A 16628-nucleotide genomic window follows, 5' to 3' on the forward strand; every position below is an offset into this window, starting at 1 on the left:
AGCCAGCCCACGACACCGGGACGCGCCGCCGAGTCCGCTCCGACAGCCGAGGTCGCCCGCTGACCAGCGCCACGTCCTGACCAGCGCGTCGACGTCGCACGGCGACGTGCGGCGTCGACGCGCGGCGTCGCACGGTGACGAGCGACGCCGACGCCCCGCGACGCCCTAGGCCGAACCGCTCCGGATCCGCTCGAGCGCGAGCGCGAGGTCCTCCGGGTACTCCGCCCGGAACTCCACCCAGGATCCGGTCCGCGGGTGCTCGAACCCGAGCCGCACCGCGTCGAGCCACTGCCGCGTGAGCCCGAGCGACTCGGCGAGCACCGGATCGGCCCCGTACATCGTGTCGCCCACGAGCGGGTGCCGCGTCGCCGCCATGTGCACGCGGATCTGGTGGGTGCGCCCGGTCTCCAGGTGTACCTCGAGCAGCGTCGCGGACCGGAAGGCCTCGAGCGTCTCGTAGTGCGTGACGCTGGGCTTGCCGTCCGAGGTCACCGCGAACTTCCAGTCGCTCGACGGGTGCCGACCGATCGGTGCGTCGACCGTTCCGGAGGTCGGGTCGGGATGGCCCTGGGCGAGCGCGTGGTAGACCTTCTCGACCGTGCGCTCCTTGAAGGCGCGCTTCAGGTGCGTGTACGCGAGCTCGGTCTTCGCGACGACCATCAGGCCGGACGTGCCGACGTCGAGGCGGTGCACGATGCCGGCGCGTTCTGCCGCTCCCGAGGTGGCGATGGTGAACCCGGCGGCGGCGAGGCCGCCGGGCACGGTCGGGCCGTCCCACCCCGGGGACGGGTGCGCCGCCACGCCGACTGGCTTGTCGACGACGACGATGTCCTCGTCGTCGTGCACGATCGTCATCCCCGGCACGACGGCCGGGACGATGCGCGGCGGCTCCTTCGGGGCCCACTCGACCTCGAGCCACGAGTCGGCGTGCAGCCGGTCGGACTTGTCGACGACGACGCCGTCGACGCGGACACCGCCCGCCGCGACGACGTCGGCGGCGAAGGACCGGCTGAACCCGAGGAGCTTCGCGATGGCGGCGTCGACGCGCTCACCCGCGAGCCCGTCGGGGACGGGCAGGGACCGCGACTCGGTCACGTCGCGTCGTGGCCGAGCGCGTCGCGCCGGTCGCCGGTGGCGGGCCGGGAGGCGGGGGTGGCGTCCGCCACGTCGGTCGCGGTTCCCGAGTCGGGGACCGCAGCGTCCGTGGCGGCGTCGCCACGGGCCTCCAGTCCGGCGCGGCCCTTCTTGGCGGACACGGTGCGGGTGCCGTCGAGGTTCACCCCGAAGACGACCAGCAGCACGAAGACCACCATGCTGACGCAGATGAACGAGTCCGCGATGTTGTAGATCGCCGGCATCATCCACGGCGTCGAGATGAAGTCGACGACGTGACCGCGACCGAAGCCGGGTTCGCGGAACAGTCGGTCGGTGAGGTTGCCGAGGGCGCCGCCGAGCAGCAAGCCGAGCACGATCGCCCACCACATCGAGCGGATCCGGCGGGCGAAGACGATGATCGCGACCACGACGGCCGCGGAGACGATCGAGAACACCCAGGTCATGTTGACCGCGAACGAGAACGCAGCGCCGGGGTTCCGGACGTAGAGGAACTGCAGCGCGTTCCCGAGCACCGGGACGACCTGCCCGTACGGCAGGTTCGCGACGACGAGCGCCTTCACGACCTGGTCGAGCACCACCACCACGACAGCGGCGAAGGCCAGTGCCGCGATCGCGCGGACACTGACCTTCGCTCGGGGGTCTTGCTGGGACAAATCAGTTGCCGAAGCCCTGCGCCGAGGCCGGCGCCGGGGTGAGACCGGACTGCTCCGTGCCCGACGAGGAGTCGAGCTCGGACAGCTGGCTCTGGATGTAGCTCTTCAGCTGTGCGCGGTAGTCGCGCTCGAACGTGCGGAGCTCGTCGATCTTGCCCTCGAGCTGCGTGCGCTCCTGCTCGAGCACGGCGACCCGCTGGCGGTTCGTGTTCTCGGTGTCCGCGATGATCTGGCGCTGCTTGGCCTCGGCGTCGGAGACGAGACGGGCGGCCTGGGCCTGGCCCTCGGCGATGAGCGCGTCGCGCTTCTCGATGCCCTCGCGGACGTGCTCCTCGTGCAGGCGACGAGCGAGCGTGAGGAGGTTCGTGGTGCCCTCGGTGTCCTCGTCCGGGCTGACCGTGGTGGCCGGGGCCGCAGCGGCGACCGGCGCGGGCTCGGGAGCCGCTGCGACGGGAGCCGGCTCGGGCTCGGGCGTCGGCTCGGGGGTCGGAGCGGGCTCCGGGGCGGCCGCCGTCGGGGCCGTCTCGGCGGCCTTCAGACGACCGCGGAGCTCTTCGTTCTCCTGGGTCAGGCGGCGGAGCTCGACCACGACCTCGTCGAGGAAGTCGTCGACCTCGTCCTGGTCGTAGCCCTCGCGGAACTTGGTCGGCTGGAACCGCTTGTTGACTACGTCTTCCGGCGTCAAAGCCATTGCCGTCACCTCAATAGAACTGCTGAACGTGTGGAACCGGGGCGTCTGACCAGAGCGTGCTCCAGCCGGGACTTCCGGTGCGGACGTCCGCCGGAGCGGACATCGATCCCGACCACCGTACACCGACGCCGGACCTGATCGGTGATCATGGCTCCGGCGCGGCGCGTTGCGGATGGCTCAGGACGGCCGTCGTGGGTCAGACCACGACGGAGACGTAGCGCACGATGCTCATCAGGACGATCGTCACGAGCATGACGATCGACCATCCGAAGTCGAGTGCCACAGCGCCCATGCGCAGCGGCGGCAGCGCACGGCGCACGGTGCGGATCGGCGGGTCCGTGAGCGTGTACACGAGCTCGGCGACGACGAGCATGCCGCCGCGGGGACGCCACGACCGGTTGAACGCCTGCACCATGTCGAGCGCGAACCGCCCCCAGAGCACGAAGAAGTACAGCAGGAGGAGGAAGTACAGGATCGTGAAGATCACGGACACGGTTCGGCTCGCTCGTCTCGGGTGCAGGGGCTCGGTCGGGAGTCCTGCACAGGGCGGGTGGGCCTGGGCGACGACCCCCGGTCACGGTGGACCGGGTGTCGTGACGACTCAGGACTGGGCGAAGAAGGACGCCTCGATGTCGGACTCTACCTCGGGCGCCTCACCGCTCACTGCGATGTGCGCCGGAGAGAGCAGGAACACCTTGTTGGTGACGCGCTCGATCTTGCCGTAGAGGCCGAGGGACAGACCGCTCGCGAAGTCGATCATGCGACGCGCGTCCGTCTCGGTCATCTGCGAGAGGTTGATGATGACGGGGATGCCGTCACGGAAGCTCTCGGCGATGGACTGGGCGTCCTTGTACTCGCGCGGGTGGACGGTGAGGATCTCGTTCATTTCCTGGACCGGAGTCGCCTTCTGTGCGGTCGTGTGCGAGCGGCGGAGCGGGGTGACCTGCGCGCCGCGCTGGTGGGTGTGCTTCGACTCGGTCGGAGCCGCCGTGGGAGTGGCCGCCGGCGCTGCTGCGGGGGCTGCCGCCGGGGCGGCCTCCTGCTGGGGTGCGGCGGGGGCTGCCTGCTGCGCGCGCGCCTGGGCCGGCGACGCCTGCTGCGGTTCCTCGTCGTACTCGAGTTCCTCGTCGGCGAGGCCGAGGTAGACCATCGTCTTCTTCAACGGACCGGCCATGGTTCCTCCAGGGGTGTGCGTGCTCGTGGATGCCCTTCCACGAGGCTAGGGCGCGGCAGGCCGGTTTCCCGTGATTGCCGTGCCGATCCGCAGGTGTGTCGCGCCCTCGGCGATCGCGTCGGCGTAGTCGCCGCTCATCCCGGCGGAGATGTCGGTCGCGGTCGGCACGATGGAGCGCACACGCTCGGAGATCCCGCGCAGCCGGACGAACGCGGGCCGGGGGTCCTCGTCGAGCGGCGCGACGGCCATCACACCGCGGAGCGCGATCGTCCCGGTGGCGAGGACCCGCTCGACCATCGCCTCCACGGCGTCCGGAGCGACGCCGCCACGGCCGGGGTCGTCGGTGAGGTTGACCTGCACGAACCCGTCGATCACCGGTGGGTCCGGTTCCGCGTCGGTGGGCGCGAAGGCGTCGACGACGGAGTCGCGGTCGAGTGACTGCACGACGTGGGCGTACCGGCGGACCTGCCGCGCCTTCTTCGACTGCAGCTGACCGACGAAGTGCCAGGTCAGGTCGAGGTCCGCCAGCTCAGCGGCCTTGGCCTGTGCCTCCTGGTGGCGGTTCTCCCCCACGTCGGTGACACCGAGGCCGGCGAGCTCGCGGACGAGCGACGCCGGGTGGTACTTCGTCACGACCACCAGCGTCAGCTCGTCGGACGAGCGACCGGCTGCCCTGGCCGCGTCGGCGATGCCGTCGCGGACCGCGGACAGCCGGTCCTGGAGGCTCGTGGAGCCGTCCGTCATGTCGTCTTACTTCAGGAAGTCGGGGACGTCGAGCTCGTCGTCGTCACCGTCGAAGGCCGGGTCGGCAGCGCGCTGCGCCGGCGGCTCGTGCTCCTGCGATGCCCAGGACGGGGCTGCGTGGGTGGAGTCCTCGATCGCACCGGTCGAGCCGGCTGCGGACCCGCCGTCCGGGTCGACCCAGCTCGAGCGACGGTCCTTGAGCTGCTGCGCCGGCTCTCCACCGTCGAACCCGGCGGCGATCACCGTCACGCGGACCTCGTCGCCGAGGGTGTCGTCGATGACGGCACCGAAGATGATGTTCGCCTCGGGGTGCACGGCCTCCTGGACCAGGCGGGCGGCGTCGTTGATCTCGAAGATGCCGAGGTTCGAACCACCCTGGATCGACAGCAGCACACCGTGGGCACCGTCGATGGACGCCTCGAGGAGCGGGGACGCGACGGCCAGCTCGGCGGCCTTGATCGCGCGGTCGGCACCCCGCGAGGAGCCGATGCCCATGAGCGCGGAACCGGCACCCTGCATGACGCTCTTGACGTCGGCGAAGTCGAGGTTGATCAGACCCGGGGTCGTGATCAGGTCGGTGATGCCCTGCACGCCGGCGAGGAGCACCTGGTCGGCGGTCGCGAAGGCCTCGACCATGGAGATGCCACGGTCAGAGATCTCGAGCAGCCGGTCGTTCGGCACGACGATGAGCGTGTCGACCTCGTCCTTGAGCCCGGCGACACCGTTCTCGGCCTGGGACTGACGGCGCTTGCCCTCGAAGCTGAACGGCTTCGTGACGACACCGATGGTGAGCGCGCCGATCGACTTCGCGATGCGGGCGACCACGGGAGCACCACCCGTGCCGGTCCCACCGCCCTCACCGGCGGTCACGAAGACCATGTCGGCGCCCGCGAGGGCCTCCTCGATCTCCTCGGCGTGGTCCTCGGCGGCACGGCGGCCGACCTCGGGGTCCGCGCCGGCACCGAGGCCGCGGGTGATCTCGCGACCGACGTCGAGCTTGACGTCGGCGTCGCTGAGCAGGAGCGCCTGGGCGTCGGTGTTGATCGCGATGAACTCGACCCCTCGGAGGCCCAGCTCGATCATGCGGTTGACGGCGTTGACGCCGCCGCCGCCGACACCGACGACCTTGATCACGGCGAGGTAGTTGTGGTTCGTGGTCACGTCAGTCCGGCCTCCGGTTGAACCCTCAACCTCTACTTGAAGTTCAGAGTCTTTGCTGCTAGGTGTGGTGCTTGCGACGACGCTACGGGGGCGCTCCCTGCGGTGTCGTGCCGCCACGCCGCGTGTCGGCGATGTGGTGCCGCAATTCTCGCACCGCCGGTGCGCGAGCCCGACGACGTCGACCCTCTCGTCAGGACTGCGACCGGATGATGCCGTTGCCCTCGATGTCCACGTGCGGAGACGTCGTCAGGACTGCGACCGGATGATGCCGTTGTCAGGAGCGGAGACGTCGTACTCGACCGCGGTCCCCGGGTCGCGGGTGGCGTGGTCCTTGACGAGCGCGTCGAGCAGCGCGGCCTTGGCGTCGGAGTCGTCCGGGCTCCCCCAGACGACCCGCGACCCGTCCTTCATGGTGAGCGTGACGTCGTCCGCCGTGGTCGCCGAGATCCCGGCGACCTGGGAGCGGACCGTCGACGGCAACGCCAGCACGACCTCGGTCATCGTGCGGAACACGCTCGACCCGAGCTTCGCCGCCCCGATGTCCGCGACGGGCATCGTGTCCGGCTGCGTGGGCGAGGACTGCACGACGATCCCGGCGGGGTCGACGAGGTCGAACGTGTCACCGGTCTTCACCGCGACGACGGGCGTCCGCTCGGTCACCGTGATCACGAGGGTGTGCGGAGGCTCCTCCTCGGTGACGTAGCTCTCGATCAGCGGGAAGCCGGCGATGTCGCGCTTGATGGCGCCGAAGTCGAGCCGGGCGAGCGGCGTCCCCATCTGGTCGGACAGCGCCTGCCGGAGCGCGGCGTCGTCGACCCGGCTCGTGCCCTTGACCTCGATCGTGCGGAGCGCCATGAGCGGGGAGTACACCGCGACGAGGATGGACACGCCGAGCACCACGACCACGCCACCGGCGGTGATCCACGCGACGCGGCGGTGACGGGCGCGACGGGTGAACCGCCGGACCTCGGCACGCTCGAGCAGCTTGCGCCGCTTCCGCGCCACCCGGGCTTCGCGGGCGGTCTCCGCGGCACGCACGCCGGCACCGATCGGTCGTTCCTCGTCGTGGTCCGGACGGGAGACCATGGGCGCGTCGATGACGTCCGTCACGGCCGCCTGGTTGCCGTCGGGCGTCGCACCCCCGTGCGCACGCTGCGCCCCGCCCTGGCGGAGTGCGGCGTCCGCAGCGGGGTGCGACGCGACGTGCTCGGCCACAGCAGGGCCGGCGGGATCGGCGGCGGCGGCGTCTGCGGTGGGCGTCTCGGGGGCCGCGGCCGGCGGGGCGGAGTCGAGCCGGGCCTCCCGGTCGGTGCCGCCAGCACGACGGACGGGCAGCCGCGGCAGCCGCGGAGCCCGTCGCTCACGCGGCGCGTGGCCGTCCTCGGCCGGGGCGTCCGGCTGGACCGGACCCTCGTCGAAGCCCTCGGGGCGCTTCACCGCGAGGGGGTCCCGTCGTCCTGGAGCGCGGTGAGGACCTGCGGGATGATCCGGTACACGTCGCCGCAGCTCAGCGTCATGATGATGTCGCCGTCGCTGGCGACCGCGGCGGCACGGGCGGAGGCCTCCGCCCAGTCCGGCAGGTAGTCGACGTGGGACTGGTCGGCGAAGCGCTCCTGCACGAGTGCGCCGGTGACGCCGGGGACGGGGTCCTCGCGGGCGCCGTAGACGTCGAGGACGACGGTGTGGTCCGCGAGTTCCTCGTAGACCGCGGCGAAGTCGCCGGCCATCAGCGCCGTCCGGGAGTACAGGTGCGGCTGGTGGATCGCGATGATCCGACCGTCGCCGACGACGTTCCGGGCTGCCCGGAGTGCCGCCGCGACCTCGGTCGGGTGGTGGGCGTAGTCGTCGTACACCGACACCCCGCGCTCGACGCCGTGCAGCTCGAAGCGCCGCTCGGTGCCGCCGAAGGCCTCGAGGCCACGGATCGCGTCGGACGGTTCGACGCCGAGCCCGACGAGCACCGCGAAGGCGCCGACCGCGTTGACCGCGTTGTGGCGACCGGGCACCCGCAGGGTGAGGTGGTGCTGCTGACCGGCGGCACGGAAGTCGACCTCGACGCCGGCGGACTCGACGATCCGCTCGATGCGCACGTCCGCGTCGGCGGCCTCGCCGAACGTCACGATCTCCGGGGCGTCTGGTCGGGCGCGGACGCCCTCGGTGACGCGCTTCGCACCGGCGTCGTCGCTCGAGACCACGACCCGCTCCCGCGCCTTGCCGGCGAACTCGACGAAGGCCTCGATGAAGGCCGCCTCGGTGCCGTAGTGGTCCAGGTGGTCGGCGTCGACGTTCGTGATGAGCGCGACCGCGACGTCGTAGAGCAGGAAGGAGCCGTCGGACTCGTCGGCCTCGACCACGAACAGGTCGCTCGATCCCGGAGCGGAGCTCGTGCCGAGCGACTGGATCACGCCGCCGTTGACGAAGCTCGGGTCGAGGCCGAGCTCGACCATCGCGGTGACGACCATGCCGGTCGAGGTGGTCTTGCCGTGCGCGCCGGCGACCGCGACGAGACGGTGCTCGGCGATGAGCGCCGCGAGCGCCTGCGAGCGGTGCAGCACCGGCAGGCCGCGGCGCTGCGCCTCGAGGAGTTCGGGGTTGTCCGGCCAGAGCGCGCTCGTCACGACGATCGTGTCCGCCGCGCCGACGTTCGCCGCGTCGTGGCCGATGTGCACGTCCGCGCCGAGCTCCCGCATCCGGCCGGTGGTCGCCGTCTCGCGGGAGTCGCTCCCGGTGACGGCGTGCCCGGCGGCGAGGAACATCCGGGCGATGCCGCTCATGCCGGAGCCGCCGATGCCGACGAAGTGGACCGTCCCGAGGTCGTCCGGGATCGGCTGGGTCAGGTCCGGCTTGATGGTCATCGTTCCTCCGTGGTGCTGCCCGGCGTGGTGCCCTCGGGCGAGGTGGCGCTCCGCTGAGCGCCGGCAGGTCCGCCGGTCGGTCGGCCGCTCGTCGCCCTCGCGGCGTCGCGGGCCAGGTCGGTCATCCGGTCGGCGCCGTCGCGGTGACCGACGCTGCCGGCGCGGACCGCCATGTCGGCGATCCGGGAGCGGTCCTGCAGGATGCTCAGGAGCTCGAACGTGACCCAGTCACGGTCGAACTCCTCGTCGGCGACGAGCACCGCTCCCCCGGCGTCGACGACGTCGCGGGCGTTGTGGCGCTGCTCGCCGTTGCCGACAGGGTACGGCACCAGGACGCTCGGGAGCCCGACGGCCGTGAGCTCGCAGACCATGCCGGCGCCCGAGCGCGAGACGACGAAGTCGGACGCGGCGTACGCCAGGTCCATGCGGTCGCAGTACGGCAGGACCGTGTAGCCGTCGAGGTCGCTCGGCCCGATGTCGGACTTCCCCCCGACGACGTGCAGGACCTGCCAGCCGGCCCCGACGATTGCGGCGGCCGATCCGTTGACGGTGCGGTTGATGCTCCGGGCACCGGACGACCCGCCGGTGACGAGGAGCACCGGGCGAGCGGGATCCAGCCCGAACTCGGCGAGGCCCTCGGCGCGGCTCGCACGGCGGTCGAGCGACTCGATCTCCCGCCGGAGCGGCATGCCGACGACCCGGGAGTTCCGGAGCCGGGTGTTCGAGAACGTGACACCGACGTACCGGGTGAGGAACGCGGCGAGACGGTTCGCCAGACCCGGCTTGGCGTTCTGTTCGTGTACGACGATCGGCGTGCCGGTGCGCTTCGCCGCGATGTAGGCCGGCGCGGATGCGTAGCCGCCCACGCCGAGCACGACGTCGACCCCGCGGTCACGGATGATCGCCTCGGTCTGCCGGACGGCACGCCAGAACGCTCCTGGGAACCGGAGTGCGGCGGCGTTCGGCTTGCGCGGGAACGGCAGGCGCGGGATCGTCAGCAGCTCGTAGCCGCGCATCGGGACGAGCCGCGCCTCGAGTCCCTCCGCGGTGCCGAGGACGATGACACGGTCGTCGGGCGACCGCTCGGTCAGCCGGTCGGCCACGGCGAGCAGGGGGTTGACGTGGCCGGCGGTCCCGCCGCCGGCGAAGAGGTAGGTGCTCATCGGAGGCGTCCGGAGGGCTCGGGCAGGCGCGCGGCACTGCGGGCCGCGAGTGTCTGCCGACTCGGCAGGTCGCGGGCGAAGCTCAGCACGACGCCGATCGCCACGAGGGTCATGATGAGCGCCGACCCACCGGCGGAGATGAGCGGGAGTGGCACGCCCAGCACCGGCAGCAGGCCGAGGACAACACCGATGTTGACGAGCGCCTGCCCGATGATCCAGGCGAGCACGCCACCGGTGACCGTGCGGACGAAGACGTCGTCGGAGAGCCGGATGATGCGGATCATGCTGATCGCGAGCACGACGAACAGGGCGAGGACGACGACCGCGCCGATGAGGCCGAGCTCCTCGCCGATGATCGCGAAGATGTAGTCGTTGTCGGCCTCCGGCAGCCACGACCACTTCGCCTTGGAGTTGCCGAGACCGACCCCGAACACCCCACCGGACGCCAGCGCCCACATGCCGTGCACGGGCTGCCAGCAGAGGTCCTGGTACTGGCTCGTGTCGGTGCACCCCGACAGCCAGGCACTGATGCGGGAGGACCGCGAGCTCGACGCCATCGTGACGAACGGCAGCAGCACGAGGATCGCGCCGACGCCGATGCCGATGTGGCGGAGCCGGACCCCGCCGACGAACATCGCGCCGAAGACCAGGATCATCATGACCATCGCGGTGCCCTGGTCACCGCCGAAGAGGACGAGGCCGATCGACCCCGCGACCACCAGGGCGATGGGCGGCAGGACCTGCTTCCACTCGTCGAGACGGTTCCGCTTCTGGTAGATGATCGTGCCGATGCCGAGCACGAGCGCGAGCTTGAGGATCTCGGACGGCTGCGCGGTGAAGCTGCCGAGCTTGATCCAGTTCCGGTTGCCCTGGATGGAGTAGCCGAGCGGCGTCAGCACCACCGCGGCCTGCACCACGAGGCCCAGCACGATGACCCAGCGGGAGTACTTCCGCCAGACCCCCGTCGGGATGCGGCTCGCGACGAGCATGAGCGGGACGCCGATGATCGCGTACATGCCCTGACGGCTGAAGGCGCCGAAGAAGTCGTGCGTCTCCTTGTACTGCTCGACGCTCGACGACGACAGCACCATCACGACGCCGAAGACGACGAGGAACAGCGTCACGCCGAGGATCGAGTAGAACGTGCTCGACTCGGCGACGAAGACGTTCTTCACCGCGACGACCGCGCCGTTCGTCCGACGACCGCTCTGCGCTCGCGCTCCGACGCCGGTACGGGCGCCCGCGAGCGCGCTACGCGCCCTGGTCCGGAAGTCCGTCGGTGTCGCCATCGGCGTTGCCTCCCAGGTGCTCGTGGACCGCAGCCGCGAAACGCTCGCCCCGGTCCGCGTACGAGCCGAACTGGTCGAACGACGCCGCCGCGGGGGCGAGGAGGACCGTGTCGCCCGGTCGCGCGACCGAGGCGGCATGCCGGACCGCCTCGGGCATGACCTGATCAGTGTCCGCTGCTTCGACCTGCAGGACCGGCACCGACGGCGCGTGTCGTGCGAATGCCTCGAGCACGGGCGTCCGGTCGGTGCCGATCACGACGACACCGCGCACGGTCGGGCCGAAGCGTTCGACGAGCCCGTCGACGTCGACGCCCTTGAACTGGCCGCCGACGATCCACACCACGGACGGGAACGCCGACAGCGACGCGGTGGCCGCGTGCGGGTTGGTCGCCTTCGAGTCGTCGACCCAGGTGACCTCGTCGGCGCTCGCCACGAGCTCGGTGCGGTGGTGGTCCGCGCGGAAGGCCTGCACCGCGCTCTGGATCGCACTCGGTCGGACCGACCCGGCGCGCGCCAGTGCCGCGGCGGCGAGGACGTTCATGGTCATGTGCGGACTGGCCAGGCCCGCGGTCTCGAGCTCGGCGGCCGTGGCGAGCTCGAGGGCGCTCTTCTGGCGGTCCTCGGTGAAGGCACGGTCGCAGAGGACGTCCTCGACGACGCCCACCTCGCCCGGTGCGGGGATCCCGGGCGTGAAGCCGACCGCGCGGCACCCCTCGACCACGTCGGCGTCCTCGACCATGGCCCGGGTGACCTCGTCGGTGACGTTGTACACGCAGGCGAGGACGGTGCGCTCGTAGACCTTCGCCTTGGCGGCGCGGTATGCCTCGGCGGAGCCGTGCCACTCGAGGTGGTCGTCCGCGATGTTGAGGCACGCCGACGCGAGCGGGAGCACCGCGCCGTCGCCCGAGTCGGCCATGTAGTGCAGCTGGTGGCTGGAGAGCTCGACGACGAGCACGTCGAAGCCGTCGGGGTCGCGCACGACGTCGAGCACCGGCACGCCGATGTTGCCGCACGCCGCGGCACGCAGCCCTTCGGCCGCGTACATCGCGGTGGTGAGCTGGGTCGTGGTGGTCTTGCCGTTCGTCCCGGTGATCGTCACCCACGGTGCGGCGACGGGGCCGCGGACGACCTTGTCACGCACGCGCCAGGCGAGCTCGATGTCGCCCCAGACGGTGCTGTGCTCGGTCGCCCACCGCACGGTCGGGTTGTGCGGTGGCAGCCCCGGGGAGACCACGACGACGTCGGGAGCCTGTGCCTCCAACGCCGAGGGGACGGTGTCGAGCGGGGTCTGCACGAATCGGGCGCCGATCACGCCGAGCAGCTCGACGCTGTCCTCGGGGGCGTCGGTCGAGTAGACGGTCACGGTGCTGCCGAGCTCGACGAGGGTGTCGGCCACCGAGAAGCCGGTCGCGCCGAGGCCGAGCACGGCGACGTCGAGGCCCTTCCAGCCCTCGGCGTACCAGCTGTCGAGACCGGCGAGACGGTCGGTCGGTCCGGACTCAGCCAACGCGCGCGATCCATTCCAGGTAGAAGACCCCGACCCCGGCCGCCACGCAGAGTCCGGCGATGATCCAGAACCGGACGACCACCGTCACCTCCGCCCAGCCCTTGAGCTCGAAGTGGTGGTGCAGCGGACTCATCCGGAAGATGCGCTTGCCGTGGGTGAGCTTGAAGTACACCCGCTGCAGGATCACCGAGCCGGTGACGATGAAGAACAGCCCGCCGATCAGGATGAGCAGGAGCTCGGTGCGGCTGAGGATGGCGAGCCCGGCGAGGGCGCCACCGAGGCCGAGCGAGCCGGTGTCCCCGAGGAAGATCTGCGCCGGGGAGGTGTTGTACCAGAGGAAGCCGATCAGGCCGCCGCAGACCGCTGCCGCGACGACGGCGAGGTCGAGCGGGTTCGTCACGGTGTAGCAGGCGTGCTCCGTGCTGGCGTCGAGCCGCACCCCGCCGCACATCTGGTTCGACTGCCAGAACGCGATGATCACGTACGAGCCGATCGCCAGGATGCTCGACCCGGTCGCGAGTCCGTCGAGGCCGTCCGCCACGTTCACGCCGTTCGACGTCGCGACGGTCAGGAAGACGATCCACGCCAGGAACAGGATCGTGCCGATCACGGTGCCGAGCGCCATGAAGTCGAGCCACGGGATGTCGCGGATGGCCGACACCATGGTCGACGCCGGCGGCTTCCCGTTCGCACTCGGCACGACCAGGGCGATGGTCGCGAAGACCACGCCGACGATCACCTGCCCGAGGATCTTCGCCCAGCCGCCGAGACCGAGACTGCGCTGACGGCGGACCTTGAGGAAGTCGTCGACGAACCCGACCAGGCCGAGTCCGACCATGAGGAACAGCACGAGCACGCCGGAGAGGGTGATCGAGTCACGACCCACCAGGTGCCCGACGAAGTACCCGAGCACCGTGCCGAGGATCAGCACGATGCCGCCCATGGTGGCGGTGCCGCGCTTGGTGTGGTGGGACTGCGGGCCGTCGTCACGGATGAACTGGCCCCAGCCGAGCCGGTGGAACAGCTTGATGAACAGCGGTGTGAGCAGGAGTGTGAAGACCAGCGACACCGCGCCGGCGATCAGAAGGGCGATCATGCGGACACACCTCCGAGGCGGTCGCCGAGGAACCGCAGCCCGGCCGACTTCGAGGACTTGACGAGGACGACGTCGCCGGGGCGGACCATCTCCTGCAGGGTGTGGACGGCGTCGTCGACGTCCTCGATGAACACGGACTCGCCGTCCCACGATCCCTCGAGGGTGGCGGCCTGGTGGATGGGCATCGCGCCGCGACCGACGACCACGAGCTGGCCGATGCCGAGACGGACGACGAGGCGACCGATGCGGTCGTGCTCCTCGACGGAGAACTCGCCGAGCTCGGCCATCTCGCCGAGCACCGCGATGGTGCGCTCCCCCGGGCGCACGATCTGCGCGAGGGTGCGGAGCGCCGCCGCCGTGGAGTCCGGCGAGGCGTTGTAGGCGTCGTTGATCACGGTGACGCCCTCGGGGCCGCCCTGGAGCAGCTCCATGCGCCAGCGCTCGGCGCGCGTCATCGACGCGAGCGCCGCCGCGCCGTCGGCGAGTGGGACGCCCCAGCGGTGGGCGACGGACAGCGCGGCCGTCGCGTTCATCGCGTGGTGCTCACCCAGGATGGCGAGGCGGACGTCGACGGTCTCGGAGACCTGCTCCGAGCCTCTCCCCACCGGCACGGCCGACTCGCCGCTGGCGCGTCGATCCGGAACCGGCGGCGTGGGCCCAGACCGGTCACCGTCACCCCGGACGGGAGGCGCGGTGAGCGTGAAGCGGGTGCCCTCACGGTCCGTGGACACACCGGACAGGCGGTAGTCGGCGTCGTCGGATGTGCCGAAACCGACCACCTCGGCGGCGGTCAGGCCGCGCATCGCCGCCACGCGGTCGTCGTCGACGTTGAGGAGGGCGGTTGCGGTGGCGGGCAGGTCGGTGACCATCTCGCTCTTCGCGCGCTGCGTCGCCTCGATGCCGCCGAACTCCCCGGCGTGCGCGAGGCCCACCTTGAGGACGACACCGACGTCCGGCTCCGCGATGCGCACGAGCCGACGGATGTGGCCCATGCCGCTCGCGCCCATCTCGACCACGAGGAAGCGGGTGTCGTGGGTGATCCGGAGCATCGAGATCGGCGCACCGACGTGGTTGTTGAACGACCCCTCGGGCGCGACGGTCTTCCCACGCGTGGCGAGGATCGTGCGGAGCATGTTCTTCGTGCTCGTCTTGCCGTTCGACCCGGTGATCCCGACGACCCGGAGCGGCGCCGGTGCGCCGTCGGCGTCGGTGCGCCCCGCGCTCGAGGCACGGACGCGGGCGACCACCTCGTGGGCGAGCGCGGCGAGGGCGGCGTAGCCGTCGGCGACCACGATCTGTGCCGTGCCGCTGTCGTCTGGCAGTGCGGTCGCACGCTCGGTGACGACGAGCGCGGCACCGGCGGTGGCGGCGGACGGCACGAACCGGTGGCCGTCCGTCTCCTCGCCGAGCAGGGCGAAGAAGACGCTGCCCGCGGCGACCAGGCGGCTGTCGGTCTCGACCGAGCCGTCCACGATCGTCTCCGGGGCACCGTGAACGAGCTCGCCGTCGACCGCGGCGGCGATCTCGGCGAGGGAGAGGGCGATCATCGCACGTCCTCCACCGGGCCGGAGTTCGGCTCCCAGCCGGCCTCGCGGAGTGCCGCTCGGGCCTCGTCGCGGGCGGAGTACGGCGTGCGCACGCCCTGGATGTCGCGGTAGTCCTGGTGGCCGGGGCCGGCCCACAGGATCGAGTCCCCCTCGCCGACGAGCGCCACCGCGGCGCGGATCGCCGCCTCGGGCGGACTGACCTCGTGGATCTCGTGGTCGGGGTAGGCCTCGCGTGCGGCGTCGACCAGGGTCTTCCGGATCGACGCGGCGTCCTCGAAGCGCGGGTGGTGGTCCGTCACCACGAGGATGTCCGAGCCCTCGGCAGCGACCCGTGCCATGTCGCCGCGCTTGGTCGTGTCGCGGTCGCCGTCGGCGCCGAAGAGCATGACGACCTTGCCCGGGGTGAACTGGCGGACCGCGGCGAGGGTGTTGAGGAACGCGTCGGGGCTGTGCCCGAAGTCGACGTAGACGCTCGGGCCGCGGTCGCCCGAGACCCGCTCGGTGCGGCCGGGGAGGTAGCACTCGATGGCGCTGACGGTCTCATCGGCGCTGTCCTCGTAGTGGCGGTGGTTGCTCTCGAGCGCGTGCGCGATCGCGCCGAGCTCGAACCCGCCCTCGACGAGCATGACGATGGCCAGGGCGGCGTTCGCGGCCATGTGCCACCCGATGAGCGGCACGCGCGTGGTGAGCTCGCGGCCCTCGGGACCGGTGAGCCGGAACTCCGTGTACGCGGCGTGCGCCTCGACGATGTCGACGTGCCACTCGGCCTCGACGTCGGGGTGCACCGTGATCGTGGTCACCGGGATGCGGGAGTCCTGCACGACGCGCTGACCCCACTCGGAGTCGAGGGAGACCACGCCGCGGCGCCCGTGCTCCGGCTGGAACAGCGGGAGCTTCGCCTGGTAGTACTCCTCCATGTCGGCGTAGTCGTCGAGGTGGTCGTGGCTGAGGTTCGTGAACGCCACGACGTCGAAGACGATCCCGTCGACGCGGTGCCGGCTGAGGGCCTGGGCGCTCACCTCGACGGCGACCGCGCGGACCTCGCTCTCGCGCATCCGGGCGAGGAGGGCGTGCATCTCGCTCGCCTCGGGCGTCGTCAGGCGGCTGGTGACGCTGAGCGACCCGATGTGGCGCTCGGCGGTCGAGCTGAGGCCGGACACCAGGCCGAGCTGCTTGAGGATGCCCTCGAGGATGTAGGAGGTGCTGGTCTTGCCGTTCGTGCCCGTCACCGCGAAGAGCTGCGGGAGGTCGGTGGCCTCGTCCGGGTGGGTGCGGTAGACCCAGGCGGACACGTCGCCGAGGGCGGCACGGGGGTCGTCGACCACGAGCACCGGCAGGCCGGACGGTTCGGCCAACGCCACGCCGTCGGCGTCGGTCAGCACCGCGACGGCACCGCGCTCGGCCGCCTGCGCGGCGAACTCCGCGCCGTGGCGGTTCGCGCCGTGCACGCCGACGAACAGGTCACCCGGCTGCACCTCGGCGGCGCTCAGCGTGACGCCGGTCGTCTCGACGGCGTCGAGCGAGCCGACGACCCGCAGACCGAACGCGTTGGCGAGTTCGGCCACGGCCCTCGGGGTCGGGTGTTCGGGTCGGAGGACCGGGGGGATCCGTGCGGACAAGTGCTCCTTCTTC

At 71.4% G+C, this 16628-nt stretch carries 15 protein-coding genes; all 15 read right to left on the minus strand.

The window, feature by feature from the left end; genetic code table 11:
• Positions 1-165: 165 nt before the first annotated feature.
• Complete coding sequence (locus FS641_RS02630; protein ID WP_144759428.1) at positions 166-1095, minus strand: RluA family pseudouridine synthase; 930 nt, start codon at positions 1093-1095, stop codon at positions 166-168.
• On the minus strand, positions 1092-1769 hold the full coding sequence (gene lspA / locus FS641_RS02635; RefSeq protein WP_260855615.1) for a signal peptidase II: 678 nt from the start codon (positions 1767-1769) through the stop codon (positions 1092-1094). The genes FS641_RS02630 and lspA overlap by 4 nt, the downstream gene beginning before the upstream one ends.
• Before the next feature lies 1 nt (position 1770).
• Positions 1771-2460, minus strand: a complete 690-nt coding sequence (locus tag FS641_RS02640) for a DivIVA domain-containing protein (protein WP_144759431.1) — start codon at positions 2458-2460, stop codon at positions 1771-1773.
• A 196-nt stretch (positions 2461-2656) separates the two neighbouring features.
• Positions 2657-2947, minus strand: a complete 291-nt coding sequence (locus FS641_RS02645; RefSeq protein ID WP_395878817.1) for a YggT family protein — start codon at positions 2945-2947, stop codon at positions 2657-2659.
• Positions 2948-3061: 114 nt separating this feature from the next.
• A complete protein-coding gene (locus FS641_RS02650; RefSeq protein WP_144759439.1) occupies positions 3062-3634 on the minus strand; it encodes a cell division protein SepF in 573 nt (190 codons plus the stop codon).
• Positions 3635-3679: 45 nt separating this feature from the next.
• The gene (locus FS641_RS02655) at positions 3680-4378 is read right to left on the minus strand and encodes a YggS family pyridoxal phosphate-dependent enzyme (RefSeq protein ID WP_144759441.1); all 699 of its coding nucleotides are present in this window, start codon (positions 4376-4378) and stop codon (positions 3680-3682) included.
• Positions 4379-4384: 6 nt separating this feature from the next.
• On the minus strand, positions 4385-5539 hold the full coding sequence (gene ftsZ, locus FS641_RS02660) for a cell division protein FtsZ (RefSeq protein WP_144759444.1): 1155 nt from the start codon (positions 5537-5539) through the stop codon (positions 4385-4387).
• A 246-nt stretch (positions 5540-5785) separates the two neighbouring features.
• The gene (locus FS641_RS02665; protein ID WP_222122035.1) at positions 5786-6976 is read right to left on the minus strand and encodes an FtsQ-type POTRA domain-containing protein; all 1191 of its coding nucleotides are present in this window, start codon (positions 6974-6976) and stop codon (positions 5786-5788) included.
• Complete coding sequence (gene murC, locus FS641_RS02670; RefSeq protein WP_144759447.1) at positions 6973-8394, minus strand: UDP-N-acetylmuramate--L-alanine ligase; 1422 nt, start codon at positions 8392-8394, stop codon at positions 6973-6975. The genes FS641_RS02665 and murC overlap by 4 nt, the downstream gene beginning before the upstream one ends.
• Entirely contained in the window at positions 8391-9557 is a 1167-nt protein-coding gene (locus FS641_RS02675; RefSeq protein WP_144759450.1) for a glycosyltransferase, read from the minus strand. Before FS641_RS02675 ends, murC begins: the two co-directional genes overlap by 4 nt.
• Positions 9554-10846: a putative lipid II flippase FtsW gene (gene ftsW, locus FS641_RS02680; protein ID WP_144759453.1), complete on the minus strand. Its 1293-nt coding sequence runs from the start codon at positions 10844-10846 to the stop codon at positions 9554-9556. Before ftsW ends, FS641_RS02675 begins: the two co-directional genes overlap by 4 nt.
• The gene (gene murD, locus FS641_RS02685; RefSeq protein ID WP_144759456.1) at positions 10809-12353 is read right to left on the minus strand and encodes a UDP-N-acetylmuramoyl-L-alanine--D-glutamate ligase; all 1545 of its coding nucleotides are present in this window, start codon (positions 12351-12353) and stop codon (positions 10809-10811) included. Before murD ends, ftsW begins: the two co-directional genes overlap by 38 nt.
• Positions 12346-13449, minus strand: coding sequence for a phospho-N-acetylmuramoyl-pentapeptide-transferase (gene mraY / locus FS641_RS02690; RefSeq protein ID WP_144759459.1), 1104 nt, complete (start codon positions 13447-13449; stop codon positions 12346-12348). The genes murD and mraY overlap by 8 nt, the downstream gene beginning before the upstream one ends.
• Complete coding sequence (gene murF / locus FS641_RS02695) at positions 13446-14996, minus strand: UDP-N-acetylmuramoyl-tripeptide--D-alanyl-D-alanine ligase (RefSeq protein WP_144759462.1); 1551 nt, start codon at positions 14994-14996, stop codon at positions 13446-13448. The genes mraY and murF overlap by 4 nt, the downstream gene beginning before the upstream one ends.
• The gene (locus tag FS641_RS02700; protein ID WP_144759464.1) at positions 14993-16615 is read right to left on the minus strand and encodes a Mur ligase family protein; all 1623 of its coding nucleotides are present in this window, start codon (positions 16613-16615) and stop codon (positions 14993-14995) included. The genes murF and FS641_RS02700 overlap by 4 nt, the downstream gene beginning before the upstream one ends.
• Between the last annotated feature and the right edge of the window lie 13 nt (positions 16616-16628).

Origin of the sequence: Curtobacterium sp. 9128, assembly GCF_007673775.1 — a bacterium.
GTDB lineage: Bacteria > Actinomycetota > Actinomycetes > Actinomycetales > Microbacteriaceae > Curtobacterium.